The 18,580-nt window shown below is 42.3% G+C and carries 13 protein-coding genes and 1 pseudogene; 8 read left to right on the top strand and 6 right to left on the bottom strand.

Going from position 1 to position 18,580, the window contains the following annotated elements:
• Positions 1 to 22 precede the first annotated feature (22 nt).
• The 4 genes and pseudogenes from WN948_RS06950 to WN948_RS06935 all read right to left on the bottom strand — a co-directional run bounded on the left by WN948_RS06950 (position 23) and on the right by WN948_RS06935 (position 2,553).
• Positions 23 to 1,056, bottom strand: a pseudogene (locus tag WN948_RS06950) (IS630 family transposase).
• Between the two features lie 311 nt (positions 1,057 to 1,367).
• Positions 1,368 to 1,913: a molybdenum-dependent transcriptional regulator gene (locus WN948_RS06945; protein ID WP_342306274.1), complete on the bottom strand. Its 546-nt coding sequence runs from the start codon at positions 1,911 to 1,913 to the stop codon at positions 1,368 to 1,370.
• Between the two features lie 13 nt (positions 1,914 to 1,926).
• Positions 1,927 to 2,133 (bottom strand): helix-turn-helix transcriptional regulator, encoded by a 207-nt coding sequence (locus tag WN948_RS06940; protein ID WP_342306272.1) that lies wholly within the window; start codon positions 2,131 to 2,133, stop codon positions 1,927 to 1,929.
• Positions 2,134 to 2,157: 24 nt separating this feature from the next.
• Complete coding sequence (locus WN948_RS06935) at positions 2,158 to 2,553, bottom strand: hypothetical protein (protein WP_342306271.1); 396 nt, start codon at positions 2,551 to 2,553, stop codon at positions 2,158 to 2,160.
• 184 nt (positions 2,554 to 2,737) lie between these two features.
• On the opposite strand from WN948_RS06935, the gene wrbA reads away from it, so the two are divergent.
• The 5 genes from wrbA to WN948_RS06910 all read left to right on the top strand — a co-directional run bounded on the left by wrbA (position 2,738) and on the right by WN948_RS06910 (position 10,865).
• Positions 2,738 to 3,355 carry an NAD(P)H:quinone oxidoreductase gene (gene wrbA / locus WN948_RS06930; RefSeq protein ID WP_342306269.1) on the top strand — a complete coding sequence of 206 codons (618 nt, stop codon included), beginning with the start codon at positions 2,738 to 2,740 and terminating at the stop codon, positions 3,353 to 3,355.
• Positions 3,356 to 3,730: 375 nt separating this feature from the next.
• Positions 3,731 to 7,966 (top strand): alpha-2-macroglobulin family protein, encoded by a 4,236-nt coding sequence (locus WN948_RS06925; RefSeq protein ID WP_342306268.1) that lies wholly within the window; start codon positions 3,731 to 3,733, stop codon positions 7,964 to 7,966.
• A gap of 111 nt (positions 7,967 to 8,077) precedes the next feature.
• The gene (locus WN948_RS06920) at positions 8,078 to 9,370 is read left to right on the top strand and encodes an AAA family ATPase (protein ID WP_342306267.1); all 1,293 of its coding nucleotides are present in this window, start codon (positions 8,078 to 8,080) and stop codon (positions 9,368 to 9,370) included.
• Positions 9,371 to 9,378: 8 nt separating this feature from the next.
• Positions 9,379 to 10,236, top strand: a complete 858-nt coding sequence (locus WN948_RS06915; RefSeq protein WP_342306266.1) for a DUF4435 domain-containing protein — start codon at positions 9,379 to 9,381, stop codon at positions 10,234 to 10,236.
• 32 nt (positions 10,237 to 10,268) lie between these two features.
• Entirely contained in the window at positions 10,269 to 10,865 is a 597-nt protein-coding gene (locus WN948_RS06910) for a hypothetical protein (protein WP_342306265.1), read from the top strand.
• A gap of 260 nt (positions 10,866 to 11,125) precedes the next feature.
• On the opposite strand, the gene WN948_RS06905 is transcribed toward WN948_RS06910, so the two are convergent.
• Complete coding sequence (locus WN948_RS06905; RefSeq protein ID WP_342306264.1) at positions 11,126 to 11,335, bottom strand: hypothetical protein; 210 nt, start codon at positions 11,333 to 11,335, stop codon at positions 11,126 to 11,128.
• 194 nt (positions 11,336 to 11,529) lie between these two features.
• On the opposite strand from WN948_RS06905, the gene mutS reads away from it, so the two are divergent.
• Complete coding sequence (gene mutS, locus WN948_RS06900; RefSeq protein WP_342306420.1) at positions 11,530 to 14,193, top strand: DNA mismatch repair protein MutS; 2,664 nt, start codon at positions 11,530 to 11,532, stop codon at positions 14,191 to 14,193.
• A gap of 43 nt (positions 14,194 to 14,236) precedes the next feature.
• On the opposite strand, the gene WN948_RS06895 is transcribed toward mutS, so the two are convergent.
• The gene (locus tag WN948_RS06895; protein ID WP_342306263.1) at positions 14,237 to 15,421 is read right to left on the bottom strand and encodes a multidrug effflux MFS transporter; all 1,185 of its coding nucleotides are present in this window, start codon (positions 15,419 to 15,421) and stop codon (positions 14,237 to 14,239) included.
• Positions 15,422 to 15,628: 207 nt separating this feature from the next.
• Between WN948_RS06895 and mutL the strand changes: the two genes are divergently transcribed.
• Positions 15,629 to 17,524 (top strand): DNA mismatch repair endonuclease MutL, encoded by a 1,896-nt coding sequence (gene mutL / locus WN948_RS06890; RefSeq protein WP_342306261.1) that lies wholly within the window; start codon positions 15,629 to 15,631, stop codon positions 17,522 to 17,524.
• A gap of 44 nt (positions 17,525 to 17,568) precedes the next feature.
• A complete protein-coding gene (locus WN948_RS06885) occupies positions 17,569 to 18,579 on the top strand; it encodes a cobalt-precorrin-5B (C(1))-methyltransferase (RefSeq protein WP_342306259.1) in 1,011 nt (336 codons plus the stop codon).
• Position 18,580: the final 1 nt, after the last annotated feature.

Here is an 18,580-nt window from a genome sequence, read left to right as displayed (position 1 = left end):
ATATTGGATTTAATTATAGTTACTAACTTAACATTTTTAACTTATCATCCAGAAATGTCTCAATCCATTTTCTTGCGAAGCTAATCTTTGATGAACAATCAATAAACGCCTCAGCAATCAGATTTTTCATATGATCAAGATCTTTCACAAAATTGCGAGAAATAATTCTTTTGACACTTTTCCAGATGAATTCGATTGGATTCAAGTCGGGTGAATATGGAGGTAAATAGACCAATTCAATATCATTTGCCTGTGCAAATTCCACTGTATATTTTGCTCGATGTGATCTAAAATTGTCGAGAATAATTACGATTCTCTCTCCCATGTTATTGTTTTTAACAGCTGATAAAAACGAACATACATCCTCCTTGGTTGAATGTTCTTTGAAATCAATAACAGAATTACCATTCAATGCATAAAAACCGAAGGAGTTTGCTTTTATCCTGGTTGTGTTTTTGAAGATGGCAGGTTTATTGAAAGACCATAAACGAACCGTATTTGATGTTGTTTGGGGAGATGATTCATCAAGAAATCCGATAACGCAATCATCATCGATTAACGGTAAGTTTTTTTTAAACAATCTTCTGCATTTTGTGGTCTTCGATAATCATGCGCATATGGTTTGGCATGATGCATGCCAAACTTCTTCAAGATCACTAGTATTTGCTTAATGGTGTATTGAACCTTAAATTCATTATAAATGAGTTCCTGAACTTCTTTTGTAGACCAATCATCTCTTTCATGTAACATGTCCCTTAGTTTTTCTTTTTGATCATCAGTGAGTTTGGAAGGACATCCTCCTGAAAACCTAGGCTTTAATCCTTCATATCCGTCTTGATTCCACCGCTCTTGCCATTGATATGCAACGGGTTTTGATATCCCTACAAGTTTAGCTGCTTCATTAACAGAAGCTCCTTCATAACGATGTTTAACAAAATATAAACGTTGTAGAACTCGTGTGTCTTTCTCTAATGACTTAATATGTTTGTAACTATTCAGCCTGATAAAAACGCTATCAATAACAATCTTGACAAAAAGTTGAAACGTAAATTTCATTAGGATCATTTATTTTGATTGTTGCTATTGATTGCTTTTTTGATTGTTAGATTGTTAGTGAGCAGACATCTCTATTTCGATGAAATCAGTACCAATAGGCAAATCGTGCCAGGCTGAATAGTTACATATGTTTAAGCAATTCTTCTGATGAAAGATGATGCTTTATCGGAATTTGTTCGGGTTTAGCCATACAGTATTGTTATACTCAATTAGTATTAATAGTTTGGTTAATAACTATAATTTACTACTCTTATCTGAACCGCAAAAGTATATACGGGTTTTGAGTGGCATATTCGTAAAATAAACTATTTTTAGTCCTTCTTTATCTCTTTACCTATAAGGACTTCAGTTGACTTGATTATTGCAAATACCCTGTCTCCTTCTTTGATGGCAAGTCTCTCCACTGCTTCGGAAGTGATGATGGATGTAAGTGCTGATGGATCGATCTCGATCTTAACCTTTGAGACAAGCCCTTCTTTCTCTATGCCTGTTACCTTTCCAGGAATTTTGTTGCGTGCAGATATGGTGAATCCTATGTTCTCCCAGGAGCCTTCATCTTCCATTGTGTTGTTAATGAACTTCCTGTTCATTTCATATTCACTGATGAGCCTGCGGCCTTCATCTGTGAGAAAGGTCCCCTGATCCTTTCCTCCTCTTACGGTGGTAACCACATCTTTTCCAAGCCTTTCATTGATCTTATTCAACACATTCCAGGCGTGTTTGTAGGATATTTCCATCTTCGCACAGGCTTTTCGAAGTGACTTTTCTTCATCTATGGCTTTGAGAAGTGCAACCTTGCCTGCACCAATGATAGGTTTCCCATCTTCTGCAAGCCACACTTTTGTTTTTGTTTCCATAATTGTCTCCCGCTCACTCAAGATCCGATTCATCAAAGATGAATAGTTCATCAATTGTTGTTTCAAGGGCGTTTGAAACTTTATATGCAAGTTTTAGTGAGGGATTATATTTCCCCTTTTCCAGAAAACCAATGGTTTCGCGCCTGACACCAACTTTGTTAGCAAGGTCCTCCTGGGTCAGGTCATATCTGGCTCTGAGTTCCTTGATCCTTGTTTTCATAAAATCATCCCTGAATAATGTTATTTATTCAATATCCCCTTTCCTGAAAAGATACCATTGGATACCTTTTGCGGTGACGATCATTGTGAACATGAGGATTGCCAGTATTTGTTTGACCGTCATTTGGGCTATCCCAAATTCCTCAACCCAGAAAAGCAGAGCTATTAAAATGAATGTGATTAGCCAGGAGTACGATAGTCCATAAGCTCCTATCCTGATCGTTCTTTCATCTTTCACAGGTCCATTGCGATATCGTTTTGCTCTGATGAACGTGACAAAGAGGATGATAGCTCCGATATTTATCAGGCTGATACCGCTCTGCTGATAATCTGCAAACATTGCAACCAGTATGATTCCTGCCATGATGAGTACAAAGGCCAGTGTATAACTTATCTTGGTATACTTTTCCAGTTTTTCCATATAATCACTCCATATTTAATTCTAACATTATATTAGATGTTTATCTTATTATGTTAGTTATATCTAACACCACGTATTTAAAATCATGTTTCACCCGGACAACTGGCAAATTATTTATCCTGTAGTTTCCCCATATAACAGGGAGTTAGTTTTAGAATCATAGACATTCAAACAGGTGGGGATTATGAAAATAAATGTTATTTTTTACAGTTTGTACGGTCACAACTACAAGATGGCTGAAGCAGTGGTTGAAGGTGCGAGGGAAGTGGAAGGTACAGATGTAGGCTTATACCAGATCCAGGAAACTTTCACTCCTGAGATCCTTGAAAAAATGGGAGCAACAGAATCAAAAAAGAGGTTTGAGCACATTCCTGTTGCCAGCATCGAGAATCTCACCGAAGCAGATGCAATCATATTCGGCACACCCACAAGATTCGGAATGATGGCTGCACAGATGCGTGCTTTTCTTGACAGGACAGGAGGCATCTGGTCAAAGGGTGAACTCATCGGCAAAGTTGGTAGTGTTTTCACATCAAGCAGTACTCAGCATGGCGGGCAGGAATCGACCATACTGAGTTTCCACGCAACCCTGCTGCATCATGGTATGGTAATAGTAGGTGTTCCGTATTCAGAAACAAGACAGTCTACCCTTGAGGAGATTACAGGTGGCAGTCCATACGGTGCTTCAACAATAGCTGGTGGCGGTGCTAATACAAGGCAGCCTAGTGAGAATGAGCTTGGAATTGCAAGGTTTCAGGGCAGGCATGTAGCGGAGATTACGAAGAGGTTGGTTGGGGAGTGACATAATCTCAAAGCCCACAATATCTTTTTTCGTAACTATTCAGCCTGATAAAAACGCTATCAATAACAATCTTGACAAAAAGTTGAAACGTAAATTTCATTAGGATCATTTATTTTGATTGTTGCTATTGATTGCTTTTTTGATTGTTAGATTGTTAGTGAGCAGACATCTCTATTTCGATGAAATCAGTACCAATAGGCAAATCGTGCCAGGCTGAATAGTTACCTTTTTTCTTCATTAATCCTTGATTTCATAATCTAATTGCTTCGCCTCTCATAACTTCGAACATCTTTGAAGTTTAAGCAAAGTATATACAGTTCTATTCCCAAATCTGTTATAAGAACTAATTATTTCACAAATTGGGAGTGGTTAAAAGTGAACTTCACAGGAAAAAATACAGTTTCATTCATAGCTTTAGTATCGTTGTTTGCAGTTTTGATTTCAGGGTGTATTGGAAGTGATACGGGGGGTTCCGGTTTTTCTTCCAGCATAGCAGGTCCATGTAGTGACCAGTTAGCTTCATCAGGTGATGAGTTTTTGATACTTGCACCAAAAATGCTTTTCTCAGGCGGGGAGAGTTCGGTGACCATGGCGGCTTTCTCGGATAACCAACCGGTGACTCGCTGCGTGGAATATACTCTCACGGATGAGGATAACAATGAGATAACTCTTCTTGCAGCATCAACTTCTGATTCAGGAAATGTTGTGGCTTCCTTTGAAGTGCCTGATGTTGAAGGGGGTAGTTATGTGCTCACTGCAAAGCCATCAGGATTTGATACTGAGTTCAAGGCAACTGTGGAAGTGGTGAAAAACAATCCACTGTTCATTGAAACAGATAAGCCGATCTACAAACCAGGGCAGACGATACATGGTAGAATACTCTCCCTTAACAACAATCTGATTCCTGTGGGAGAGGACATCACCATAGAGATAACAGATGCTAAAAGCATCAAAGTTTTCAAGGAAGAACTAAGTTCCAACGAATATGGTGTAGCTTCATTCGATCTGCCGCTTGCATCCGAACTGAACCTGGGCACATGGAAGATAATCGCAACAGCAGGTGATTCCTCTTCCAATGTGGATATTCAGGTGGACAAATACGTGCTTCCGAAATTCGATGTCTCGCTGGAAACAGCGCAGGAATGGTTCCTTGTATCTGATGAGATAACAGGTACGGTTTCAGGTAACTACTTCTTTGGCAAGGAAGTTGAGGGTGATGTGCTTGTGGAAGCTTCACGCTACGTGGGTGAATGGGAGCAGTACGCAACCTTTTCCGGAACACTTGAAGAAGGAACTGTTGAGTTCGAACTTCCTGCTGTAGAATATGCAGCCGGAACATATGGTGCAGGGGGACAGGCAAGTCTTATGCTCAATGTGACAGTTACCGACACTGGAAATCACAGTGAGACTACCAACAAGTTGCTTACGATATCCGAGTCGCCACTTGTTATCCAGCTTATACCTGAATCAAGTTCCATAAAACCGGGAATGCCATTGCAAGTGCTTCTGGTCACAAAAGATCCGGGAGGCAATTCGGTAGATGCTGAGGTGACAGTGGAATCCCGTATCAGGGACGACTCATACGATATCACCAGGGACGAGGAAACAGTAGCTACAGAAGGTGGTGTTGCAATGCTGGAGTATGATATTCCAAATAATACTAATCACCTTTTCATCGATGCCTATGCTGATGATGCAGGTGCAAGTGAGTCTCTGAACGCTGCCTACTCTCCAAGTGCCAGTTTCATACACATCACTCAGACAAGCGAAGGTGTACCGGAAGTTGGAGATACGATATCTTTGCGTGTTTACTCCACAAATCCCGGAACTGTGTTCTATGATGTGTTTGCAAACGGCAGGACAGTATATTCTGCAACCAGTGATGAACCGGATATCAGTATACCTGTGACGCCACAGATGAGTCCGCAGGCAAAGGTCGTGGCTTACATGATAAACCCTAACAGCGAGGTGTCTGTGGATGTGCTTCCATTTGATGTGGAATTCTCAACACAGGTAGACCTGTCAAGCTCGTTTGACACTGAGTCTGCTGAGCCCGGTGACAATGTTACTGTTGATTTTGATGCAGGAAGCAAGTCTATGATAGGTTTCTCCATCGTTGATGAGTCGGTCTATGCTCTTAGTGAGGGCAGGCTCAATCTCAAACAGGTCTTCGATGAGTTGGAAAAGCATTTTATGGAACCAATGGCAGAATCTCATCCCTCCTGGTACATGGAAGGTGCTTATGATACATTGGAAAATGCCGGCATGGTTGTAATGTCATCTCCGGGAATAGAGGTGCCACATTCTGAATTGGATGAAGTAAGGTTTGATAATGCCAAATTCGCAGGTTTTGGCATGGAAGTAGATGCAGCCATGGATGACATGGTAATGGAAGAAGAGGTTGTTGAGGCGCCTATGATGGAAGCTATCCCTACAGAGGAAGCTGCCGATGAGGACATGGCAGAAGGTGGAGAGCTTGCAGAAGTACAGCGTGTGCGTCAGTTCTTCCCTGAGACATGGTTGTGGATGCCGGAACTTCTTACAGATGATGCAGGACTTGCAAGCCTTGACCTGACAGCGCCGGATAGCATAACTACATGGAGGTTGCATGCAGTTTCATCAGGGCCAGAAGGAATTGGTATTTCAGAATCAAGTATGGCGGTGTTCCAGGACTTCTTCGTTGACCCGGATCTACCTTACTCTGTGACAAGAGGCGAGGAATTCCCGGTACAAGTGCAGGTCTATAATTATCTTGACACTGAACAGGACGTCAAACTCACACTCTCTGGTGCTGACTGGTTCGATATCATCGGTGATGATGTAGAGGAAGTAACTGTTGATGCCAACGGTGTGGGTTATGCCAGTTTCACAATAAGTCCGACAGAAGTTGGTAAGCACATTGTGGAGATAACAGGCCAGACCACAAAGAGGGCGGATGCGGTCAGGAAGGATATGATCGTAGAAGCGGAAGGTGCAACCCGTGAGCTTGTGAATAACGGGGTGCTAAGCAATGGTTCAGTGGGACTTGATACAAGCCTGCCAGAGGGTATAGTTCCTGATTCGGAAAAAGTGCTTGTGAGCTTTACTCCAAGTATAGTTGCACAGAGCATAAGCGGGGTGGATGATCTGCTGGGTATGCCTTACGGATGCGGTGAGCAGAATATGATGCTTTTCTCCACAGATGTTGAGGTATTGCGCTACTTGAAGGCAACAGGACAGGATAACCCTGAGGTGAGAGCAAAGGCTGAGATGTATATTATCACGGGCTACCAGCGTGAACTAACCTACCGTCACAGTGATGGTTCCTTCTCTGCATTCGGTGAAAGTGATGAGAGTGGTAGCCTCTGGCTGACTTCTTTCGTGCTGTCCCAGTTCAGTGGTGCAAGGGATGTGACCACAATTGATGAGAATATTCTTTCAGAGGCAGCAGACTGGATAGAATCTCATCAGCAGGAAGATGGTTCATGGGAACAGGTAGGATTTGTGATACATCAGGACATGATGGGTGGTTTGAGCGGTACCTACGCACTGACGGCATACACAACCCTTGCACTGAATGAGTACGGTTCTGCAAGTCCTGTTGTCATGGCAAATGCACAGAAGTATCTTGAGGATAATCTTGGCAGCCAGGATGACCCGTATGCACTTGCAATCGGAACTCTGGTTCTTCAAAAGCTTAACAGTTCGTTTGCCGATGAGGCTCTGAACGACCTGCTGGCAATTGCAAAACAGGACGATGACGGCACTTACTGGGGCTATGGTGACGGAGCCGTTCCATTGCCATACGAGCATGGAGACTATAGTTACATGGCACCATCAAGCAAGAATGTGGAAACAACCGCATACGCCACTCTTGCTATGATAGAGGCAAAGAACCCCACAGCCATATCATCACTGAAATGGATATCCGCACAGCGCAATTCTAACGGTGGTTTCTCCAGTACCCAGGATACTGTCATGGCTTTCAGAGCACTGATGAGCGCAGCAGCATCTGCTGGAAGGGATATCGATGCCACAGTGCATGTGATTGCTGATGGAACGGAGATCAAGTCTGTGGAAGTTAACCAGCAGAATTTCGATGTAGTTCAGATAATTGAGATTCCAGAGGGAACATCAGAACTCGAGCTTGAAATGGAGGGTACGGGTGACCTGAACTACCAGCTAGTAAGGCGTTTCAATATCATACTGCCTGATGTCGTTGAGCAGAATGAGATCGAGCTAGATGTGCAGTATGATTCCACAGATGTTGCTGTGAATGATATCGTTACAGTGAATGCCCGCGTGAAGTACAACGGAATTCGTGGTATAGGTGGCAGTATAACTTCCAGTGGGATGATGATAGTTGACCTCGCAGTTCCAACAGGTTTCAGTCCGGTTTCATCAAGCCTTGAAGCTCTCAAGGAAGAAAACCTGATAACCCGCTACGAGATAGCAGGCAGAAAAGTGATTCTCTACATCGATGACATGCAGTCGGGTGAGGAACTGACTCTCAGTATGCAGGTCAAAGCACTGTTCCCGGTGAAGGCCATCGTATCGGAGAGCAAGGCTTATTCGTACTACAATCCGGAGGTTGTGGCTGAAGCAAAAGGAATGGATGTGACTGTTGTTTGAATGAATAAATGAAGGGGTGATGACACCTCTTCAGCTTATTTTATTTGGAATTTGATATCTAAGTTAAAAAGTGATATATATTTTAGTTTTCAATTGATTTATGGTATACTGATGAATATTACACAAATTAAGATCAAGAAACTGTTTGATCTATATGACCATGAGATTAAACTGAATTCTAATGAAAGAATAACTATTATCTATGGACCCAATGGGGTCGGCAAGACTATCATATTGCAGATGTTAAAGTCTATTTTCAACACAGAATACGATATTTTCTATAAGGTTCCATTTGAAGAGTTTTTAATTGAGTTCGATGATGGTAACTTATTATTCCTGAAAAAAATCTATAATAAAGACAAAAATCAGGATGAGTTAATTCTTAATTTGAATGGTAATGAGGCAACTCAAATTCAGCTCGATTGTATGCCAGATGCAAAAGCATTTGATAAAATGATACATAATCATCCAAACCTGAAGAAGATCGAAGCAGACGAGTGGCTGGATTTTTCAGATGGAGAAATATTGAACTCCGGGGAAGTTTTGAATCGTTATGATATTCGTTCGCCTGCAAAAAAGAATGGTGTTGGTTGGTTTAATGATATCAAAGAGGAAATAAATGTTGATTTTATAGAGACTCAAAGGCTTATAATACTGGGTAACTCAAGGAAAAAATATCCAAGTCCAAAAACATCAATAAGAAAGACAGTTAGCAATTATTCTTCGGAATTGTCTGAAGAGGTCCAAAGACAGCTTGCCAAATATGCAACCCTTTCTCAATCGTTAGATCGGTCTTTTCCAATTCGTCTGGCAAAAAAGAAAACGGATGTGGATTACACTGATCTTGAGCAAAATCTGTCAAAATTAGAGGGAAGAAGAAAAAATCTGATTCAGATCGGTGTTTTGGATGCTGATTATGAATTCGATTATTTGACTGATGTCCCGGAAGTAAATCAGGAAAATGCCCACGTTCTTTCTGTATATACTGAGGACGTTGGGAAAAAACTGGATGTTTTTAATGACCTGACAATGAAATTAGATCTTTTTGTCAACATAATTAACAATAGATTCGTGAATAAGCGCCTGTCAGTTAGTAAGGACAAAGGGTTTGTAATTAAAACTTCAAATGAACGTGAGATCCAACCCAGGGATCTTTCTTCCGGTGAGCAACACGAATTAGTTCTCTATTACGAGCTTTTATTCAAGATCGAACCTGGTTCTCTGATTCTAATTGATGAACCTGAGATATCACTGCATATCGGATGGCAAAATGAATTTTTAAGTGACCTGATGAAAGTGATAGATCTTGCCGGATTCGATGTGCTGATAGCAACACATTCTCCTGACATCATCGGGGACCGGTGGGACTTGACTGTATCATTAGAGACAAAAGTTGAGAATTAGGTGTTTTTGTGAGAGAGCAAATTACATCACATCGCATTGCAAACCAGGTGAGGATGAGGCGTCAGGATCCTCTGAATTCTATTTTGCTTGTTGAGGGACGTACGGACAAAAGGGTATTTACAGATATCATTGACGGGGACTATTGCGATATTGTCTATGCTGTCTATAAGGATAAATTGTTATCTGCTCTATCAATACTGGAAAAGAGTGGGGAAAAAGGTGTTCTTGGAATCGTGGACGCAGATTACTGGCATGTGAACCAAATTAGTCCTAAAAGATACAGTACTAATTTACTTACCACCGATTCACATGATATAGACACAATGATACTGGCATCACAAGCCCTTGAAAAAATGCTAAATGAGTATGCAACGCAGTTCAAATTGCAATCGCTCGGAAGGCCTATCCGGGAAATATTGCTTGAAAGCGGCACTGCTATTGGATATATTAGATGGGCTTCCAGAAAATATAATCTAAGCATTGATTTTAAATTCCTGAATTTCTACAAATTCGTTGATACAAAAGATTTGAATGTCAATGCCAACAGGCTGTATAAAGAGTTGAAAACCAAGCCAAGTAACAGGAATATGAATGCTGCCATGGTAAAAAAACACATTAATGGCCTGGCAAAATTGAATGCAGATGTGTGGAATATCTGCCAGGGCCACGATCTGGTCGAGATATTGACTATTGGTCTTAAAGAGATATTTGGAAATCATGCCAAAGACAATCTGGACTCCGATATTGTTTCAAAGAATCTGAGACTGGCTTACAATTTATCGAATTTCATCGATACAAAGCTATATACAAGTATCAAAGAATGGGAAGAATCAAATTCAGAATTCAGGATTTTATTAAGATCATAGTTTTTTAATGGCAGTTTTAGGTACGTGGTGAAATGGATTTCAGATTGATATTTATAATCGCATTCTCAGGTTTTGTCGTTTCAGTTATCCTGCTGGCAATTATCTTTACTCTCCTCAATGAGAAGAAGCGAGCAACGAACCTGAATGAACAGGCCAGAGAACTTGGTTTCCAACAGGCTTCAAAGGATATTGTCGACAACTTTGGTTTTGAACAGACCCGACTTGGTAACAAGCAAAAGGTCTACAACGTGTTTACTGGCACTTTCAACGGACTGCCGGTAATTTCCTTCGATCTGAACATCACTATTGGCAACCGGGGTTATGGAACAGGAACATCCCATGGTAACACATTCAAGTCATCGGCTGTCATTTTTAAGAGAGATGCTCCTGTTTTTGAATTACAGTCACGCTCTCCTTTCTCCCGAAATACATATAGTGAACATTTTTCCCTTAAAGGGGATGACTCTTTTATGAACGATGCCCTTGCACAAAGCGTAGGGAAAAATTATGCTATTGAATCTACAGGAACACATGTACTTTTCGTTCCTTCGGGAAAACGTATCGTGAATATGAGTGAAGAACTGAAGGCAGCTTATGAAATATTGCAGGAAATTGCTTCAAAACAGTAGGTATATATTTTATTCAAAGCCAAATACTGCTAATTGATTTTTGGAAGGGTTCAAATGAACAAATCTCTGAAGATGGTCCTTTTTGGACGAATGGTTTGGTTGGTTACCGGTTGTTCGGGGGATTCACTTGCAATGAAGATAAAGTGAATTATGAGTTTCAGAAAGACGGGAATATGATGCTGGAGATAATCAGGTATTAGTTTCGCTCGTCATGTCTGCTTTTCCTTCTTAAGAATGAAAATGATTGAAAAATATTGCAGTTAACCGTTATTTGATTCCACTCTTGTTAGTACATTTAAGGTCACTGCGTTCTCTTCTGCAATTGCGCCTTCAATGCGGTCTACAAGCAGCCTGAATGCGTTGTCTTTATCCAGTTCAGAGTAATCTCCAATTCCATGGACAAAAAGTTGCTTTTTGGTTTCCAGGTATTGCTCGGCAGTGCTCTGAATCTCATCTGTGTCATCGACCATTAATAAAAATTGGAACTGGAAGTACTTAAAAAAATATGTTTCATTCAATAATTTCCTGTATTTGGTTCTGTGAACGTGATAAAAGTTGAATTTGAAAAACAGATAAGATTTTTAATCAATACAGATTTGTTTTCCAATGCAAACACAAAAATACTAACAAGCAGATAATTTGGAGAATCAATTTTGTGTGAACTATCATGAGTAAAGTAACCCCTGCCATGCAGCAGTTCTATGCTGCCAAGGAAGAGCATAAAGACGCCCTCATATTCTTCAGGATGGGGGACTTCTATGAGTCCTTCGGAGAGGACGCGAAGACCATTGCAAAAGAGTTGGAGATAACTCTCACTAGCCGGGGGAAGAGTAAGGATGGGGAGAAGATGCCACTGGCAGGTATTCCATACCATGCTCTTGATACTTATCTTCCCCGGCTTATCAAAAAAGGATACAAGGTAGCACTCTGTGAGCAGCTTGAGGACCCCAAGAAAGCGAAAGGTGTTGTGAAAAGAGGAGTCGTAAGAGTTGTAACGCCAGGAACTGCAATGGATTCTTCCATGTTCTCGGATTCCTCTAATAATTATCTAATGGCGATATATGGAGAAAAGGATGAATTTGGTATCTCTTTTTTGGATATTTCTACAGGTGAATTCCTTACAACGCAGTTCACAGACATCGCTCCTTATAATCGAATTATCAGTGAAGCTGCACGTATGGGTCCCTCGGAATGTATCATGCCACGGTCCTTGCTTGAGGATTCACATCTCACCGATCGAATGAAGGAACTGAGGATAATCGTTCATGATTTTGATGAGGATGCTTTTGACTTCGACAGGGCTGAAAAAGTGCTCAGGGAACACTTCAAAGTAACAACTCTGGAAGGCATGGGTTGTAGTGAACTCCCATGTGCAGTATCTTCTGCAGGTGCAGCATTGCGTTATGCAATGGATACCCAGATGAGGGAATTATCGCAGGTGCAGTCCCTCAAGACATATTTTGATTCAGAGTTCATGGTGTTGGATGCTATCACTTTGAGGAACCTTGAAATTGTCAGGAATGTGCGGGGCGAGGGCAATGACTCTTCGCTTATCGGGGTTCTTGATGATACAAAAACACCTATGGGAAGAAGGCAGCTCCAGAAATGGCTTCTTAAGCCGCTTATTTCAGTTGATGCTATAAATGATCGTCTGGATTCGGTTGCATGGCTTCAGGAAAATACTCTCGTTCGTTTTGATATCCGTTCCCACCTTTCCTATGTAAAGGATATGGAGCGACTTGTAGGCAGGGTGATGTATGGTAATTCAAACGCAAGGGATCTTGTAGCTTTGAAAAAGTCACTTGAATCAGTTCCTCTTTTACTTGAATCCCTTCGTGAATGTGAAGGTGTGGACCTGTTGGTGAACCTTGTATCTCAGCTGTCTTCTTTTGGGGAGCTGGACGACCTTGCTAAACTGATTGACAGAGCCATTGTAGAAGAACCTCCACTTAGTGTGCGGGATGGGGGAATGATCAAACCGGAATACAATGAGCAGCTGGATGAGCTGTTCGATCTGTCAAAGAACGGCAAACAGTGGATTGCGAAGTTCCAGCAGAAGGAGCGTGAAAGGACAGGTATCAAGTCCATGAAAGTTGGCTACAACAAAGTCTTCGGTTATTATCTTGAGGTTACAAAAGCCAACATCTCCCAGGTCCCTGATGATTATATCAGGAAGCAGACCATGACCAATGCCGAGCGTTTCTACACTCCTGAACTCAAGGAGCGTGAAAGTGCCATTCTTTCTGCTGACGAGAAGATGACAGCCCTTGAATATGAGTTGCTATGCGATGTAAACTCGACTGTTGCAGCGCATTCAAAGCAGTTACAGGAAACAGCTGGCTTCATTGGCATGCTGGATGTACTGGCGAACCTTGCCGAAGTAGCTGCCAATAATAATTACGTAAGACCCGCGATAACTCCAGATTGCAGGCTTCTTATCAGAGATGGAAGGCACTGTGTGGTGGAAAATACAGTTCCAGGCGGTTTTGTGCCCAACGATACGGAAATGGATTGTAGTGAGAACCAGTTCCAGCTTATAACCGGACCGAACATGGCCGGTAAATCCACATACATGAGACAGATAGCCATGATAGTCATAATGGCGCAGGCTGGTTCCTTTGTGCCTGCTTCTCATGCCTCTATCGGCATTGTGGACAGAGTGTTCACAAGGGTCGGAGCTTTCGATGATCTTGCAAGCGGGCAGAGTACTTTCATGGTTGAAATGGTGGAGCTTGCCAATATCCTGAACAATGCAACCCCGAAAAGCCTGGTGTTGCTGGATGAGATTGGCAGAGGTACCAGCACTTATGATGGTTATAGTATCGCAAAGGCGGTGGTGGAGTACATCCACAACAAAGGACGTGTGGGTGTAAGGTCACTGTTTGCCACTCACTACCATCAGCTCACGGATATTGCAGGCAGCCTTAAACGCGTCAGGAATTACCATATCGCTGTAAAAGAAGATGGTGATGACCTTGTTTTCCTGCGCAAGATCGTTCCGGGTGCAACGGACAGAAGTTATGGTATCCATGTTGCAAGGATTGCAGGTGTTCCGCATGCAGTCACCACACGGGCAAAGGAGATTCTCGAGGACATCGAGAATGAGTGTGTTATTACTGAGGATGACTGCAAGAGCAGGAAGAAGCCACGCAGTAGTGCCAAATATACACAGGTGATACTGTTCGATCAGGAATCCTCATCTGGTGAAACTGCTTCTCATCCTGTAATTGGAGAATTAAAGGATATGGATCTGAATTCAATAACACCACTTGAGGCACTCAACAGGCTCAGTCAACTAAAGAGCAAACTTCTTGAAGAGGATAAATAAGCGAAAGAGTGCATTTGCGCTCATTCGCTATTTTATTTATATTCTATTGCTCTGCACCAATACCTTTCTTTTGTAATATCATCCAGGCAATCAGCACAAGAACACCACAGACCAAAGTGATGCTTCCCAATATCTGCATGCGTTCCATCCAATCCAGTGAGACCAGCCACATGCCTACAGCTCCAAGTGTGAAATAGGTGAATATCAGTAAAGATGATGCAGAACCTGCATCTTTGTGTACCTGTTCAAGTACGAGGTGGTTGCTCGGAGGTCTGCTGATACCTATGGAATATGTTACCAGTGCCATAGGAATTGCAAAGCTCCATGGTCCGCGCTGACCAATTATAAGAATAAGTGCAGCTCCTAATGTTATTCCTGCAAAACCAGTGGTTATCAGGTGTCTGGGGTTTATTCTGTCTGTCAGTTTCAGGCATGACATTGATCCTGCCATCAGTGCCAGGGCGTTAAAGGCAAAGAAGTAGCTGAAATTTTGTTCACTCAGGCCAAATCCGTTGATATAAAGGGCTGAAGAGCCAGCAATGAAACTGTATAATGGTAAAAGGCTCACAGACATCACCAGAACCAGGATGACATAATTTTTGTTCAGTAACAGATTGCCATAAGAAGACATGATCTTTGACAGAGGGGTTTCTGACACTTCTTTTAAAGTTTCCGGTGTTCTGAGGACACCCAAAAGGCCTATGGCTCCCATTAATCCCTGGGCAATGAATATCCAGTTCCATGTAAGGTATGTTAGTATCCATCCTCCCACAATGGGGGCAAACATAGGAGCCAGCGCCATGATTATGGCTATATATGCAAGTATCCTTTGCCTTTGAGTCCCTGAAAAGAGATCTTTGGTCATGGCCATGGATAATGATGAACTGGCCGCAGCTCCTGCAGCTTGTAGTATACGAAATGCTATCAATGAGGTTGCACTGGTCGCCATGGCGCAGAGCACGCTGGCCAATATGTACAATGAAATACCGATTATCAATGGTTTTCGGCGGCCGTACCTGTCTGAGATCGGGCCGTAGAAAAGCAGGAAGAATCCGTAAGTGACGAAAAAACAAATGAGGATTAAATTGACAACTGCCAGTGGCTCGTTCCACATCAGGGCAAGAGATGGAATAGCAGGCAGTATCATGTCTGTGGAAAATGCCGGAAAAGCTGTCAAAAGAGCTAGTAAGGGTACAATATTTTTTAGTTTTTCAGGATTATTCATCATGAACCTTCTAATTTAATGTTGCCTCTAAAAGCATGAATCGATATAAGTGTATTGTCACTCAATTTTACTTATTTTCAATTACTCGTGTGCATATGGGCCAATATCATGCCTGATTTTACCAATTCTGGCAATACAAACACAAAAATACTAACAACCAGATAGTTTCCCGTAAAGATTTCAGAGATACTTGTGGACAGGAAGTAGAAAATGACAGAAAAATCATGTGATATCAGGGGTTCAAGAATAAAATTACTGGACGAGTCCACCATCAATAAAATAGCAGCGGGAGAAGTTATTGAGCGCCCGGCTTCCGTGGTGAAAGAGCTTATTGAGAACTCTATTGATGCCCATGCGTCCGAAGTTCGAGTGGAAATAGGGGGGTATGGCACGAAAAGCATTCTGGTTGTGGACAATGGTGTCGGAATGAGTCATACGGATGCATCCCTCTCCTTTAAAAAGCATGCGACCAGCAAAATTAACGCCATCGAAGACCTTGACCGCATTCTAACCATGGGTTTTCGGGGGGAAGCTCTGGCTTCCATTGCTTCGGTGGCAAGAGTGGAACTTGTCACTCGACAGGAGGGTGAGATCGCGGGCACGAAGGTTGTTGTCGATAGCAGTGGAATAAAAAATATAACTTCTGCAGGCACTGCCGTGGGGACCAGTATACTTGTTAATGACCTGTTCTACAGCACGCCTGCCCGTAAGAAGTACCTTAAAAGTGCTAGGACGGAACTTGCACACATTATCGATGTAGTTTCCCGAAATTCACTTGCACATTCAGATGTTTCATTCACTCTTGTGGTAGATGGTAAGGTAACACTCAGGTCTCCTTCATCAGCTAAAATGCAGGACAGCATAGTGCATCTCTATGGTGCTGACGTTGCACGTTCACTTGTTCCACTGGAATACGAGTCGGACCTGCTTACTATATCCGGTTATACTTCAAAGCCGGAACTCACAAGGAGCGGAAAAGACCTTCAGGTATTTTTCATAAATGGCAGGTCCATATTCTCAAATCAGATCAGCAATGCTGTCAGGCTTGGATACTATACCCTGCTTCCTAAAGGTCGCTATCCTGCAGCCTTTCTCAATTTCATAATCGACCCGGTCAATGTGGATGTGAATGTTCATCCTGCAAAAAGAGAGGTTAGGTTGAGCCATGAAAAAGAGATTGAAGCTATGGTTATTTCTGCCGTAGAGGATGCCCTTGGAAGAGAATCACTGGTTCCTGAAATACAGGTTAAGAAAAAGGATGTGCCTGTCCAGGTTCTTTTATCAGGATCCAAAGAGAAAGAAGAACAGGGACTCGTTAAAACATCGGATAAGTCGGATGGGTCTGATACTGTTGAGGAGGCGCCTTACATTTCAGGTGAATCACATGATATTTCCCTACAGGATGCTGTCATCAAAGAAAACAAGGAGCCTTATCATTATCCTGCAAAGGACACTCAGAAGCGGTTGAAGAAAAGTGAAAGGTTGCAGATGAGTGTTACTTCCAATGAAGTAACAGAGCTCAGCAGTTCTTTCAAACCATCTGATGTGAAAGTGTACGGTCAGTACGGTGATCTTTACATAATCAGTGAGATGGATGGCAAACTCATACTCATTGACCAGCATGCTGCACATGAGCGTATTATGTATGAGGAAGTGCTCAGGATGCAGGACATGGGGTGGCAGGAACTTATTACACCTGTGACACTTGATCTGAGCCAGAAGGAAAAAGCCATAATTGAAGATTTCATTCCTGATCTGGAGAATATAGGTTTTTCAATTTCTGAATTTGGTCCGAAGAGCTATGTAGTTACAACGGTTCCGAGTATTTTTGGGAAGCTTGAGGATACTGATGTCATTCACGATATCATCTCCGACCTTCTATCCACCGGAAGAGTGAAAGAGGACACTGAGAGGTATGATCTTCTTTGTAGTACAATGGCATGCAGGGCAGCTATCAAGGCAGGTGCGGTATGCAGTACAAAACAGATGGAAGAACTTATCCGTCAACTGATGCGCTGCGGTAATCCATATACGTGTCCACATGGTCGTCCTACTATGATTTCCTTTACTAAAGATGAACTGGCAAAGCTCTTTAAAAGGACCTGATGGAGTCGGTAGATTTTAAAAGTATTAATTACAATTGACCAGAGATGATCGACCCGGTAAATAAATCAAAGATACCAGACGAGTGGCTGGATCGCTCAAAGATGCCACGTGATGAGCTGGAAGAAGGTATAAAGAACGGAATGCTTGTAGTTCTAAGTGATGGTTCTGTACTGAAAAGAGGATATACTACCGGGACCACTGCAGCAATGGCTGCAAAGGCATCAGTTCTTTCTCTTGCAGGTGAGGTCACACATGTTTCTGTACCAACATCAGTAGGACTTCGTGCAGAGATGGATGTCAAAGGCAACAAAGGACATGCTGTTGCAGTAAAAATGAATAACGATCATGAATCTGATATTACCAGAGGTCTTGAGTTCGCCGCTGATGCCAGGGAAGCAGATGGAATTACTGTTTATGCAGGTGAAGGAATAGGTATTGTCACCCGCAGTGGCCTGGAATCTAAAAAAGGTCATCCGGCAATCAATCCTCATCCCATGGAACAAATAAAAGCCTCCATTACTGAAGCTGTTGAAGAAATTGGGCTTAAAGGGGCAGAAGTTACTATTTATCTCCCACACGGCAAAGAAATAGCAAAAGAGACCCTTAACAGCCGTATCGGTATCATTGATGGGATCTCTATTCTTGGCAGTACGGGATTTGTGGAACCGTGGAATGACCATTTAGGAGAGATGAAAGGTGATCTTATCAGACACTCTGACAAGGTAGTGCTTACAACTGGAAGGGTGGGTATCCGTTACTCGACCATGCTTTTCCCTGATTACACTGTTGTACTTGCCGGAAGTCGTATCTCTGAAGCACTTGAGGCGGCTCATGGCGATGTTGTCATTTGCGGACTTCCGGGTCTTGTTTTGAAATGGGGAAACCCTGACATGCTAAAGGACAGTGGCTTTGCCACGGTTGTTGAAATGCTTGCACTTGATCCGCAGAACCAGCGCCTGAAACAGGCTTTTGATATGGCTGTGGAAAAAGGCAATGGTGCCCGCATTGTTGTTGTTGACAGGGACGGAACCGTATTGATGGACAGCGGGGAATAAA

The organism is Methanolobus sp. ZRKC5 (genome assembly GCF_038446525.1).
In the GTDB taxonomy this organism is placed as follows: domain Archaea; phylum Halobacteriota; class Methanosarcinia; order Methanosarcinales; family Methanosarcinaceae; genus Methanolobus.
This window is presented reverse-complemented; position numbering and strand designations above follow the sequence as displayed.

Excerpts from the sequence above, each read along its gene's own strand:
- wrbA (WP_342306269.1), top strand. The coding sequence starts at position 2,738 with ATGAAAATAAATGTTATTTTTTACAGTTTGTACGGTCACAACTACAAG.
- WN948_RS06935 (WP_342306271.1), bottom strand. The coding sequence starts at position 2,553 with ATGGAAAAACTGGAAAAGTATACCAAGATAAGTTATACACTGGCCTTT.
- WN948_RS06910 (WP_342306265.1), top strand. The coding sequence starts at position 10,269 with ATGGATTTCAGATTGATATTTATAATCGCATTCTCAGGTTTTGTCGTT.
- WN948_RS06895 (WP_342306263.1), bottom strand. The coding sequence starts at position 15,421 with ATGATGAATAATCCTGAAAAACTAAAAAATATTGTACCCTTACTAGCT.
- WN948_RS06920 (WP_342306267.1), top strand. The coding sequence starts at position 8,078 with ATGAATATTACACAAATTAAGATCAAGAAACTGTTTGATCTATATGAC.
- WN948_RS06885 (WP_342306259.1), top strand. The coding sequence starts at position 17,569 with ATGATCGACCCGGTAAATAAATCAAAGATACCAGACGAGTGGCTGGAT.
- WN948_RS06945 (WP_342306274.1), bottom strand. The coding sequence starts at position 1,913 with ATGGAAACAAAAACAAAAGTGTGGCTTGCAGAAGATGGGAAACCTATC.
- WN948_RS06905 (WP_342306264.1), bottom strand. The coding sequence starts at position 11,335 with ATGGTCGATGACACAGATGAGATTCAGAGCACTGCCGAGCAATACCTG.
- mutL (WP_342306261.1), top strand. The coding sequence starts at position 15,629 with ATGACAGAAAAATCATGTGATATCAGGGGTTCAAGAATAAAATTACTG.
- WN948_RS06940 (WP_342306272.1), bottom strand. The coding sequence starts at position 2,133 with ATGAAAACAAGGATCAAGGAACTCAGAGCCAGATATGACCTGACCCAG.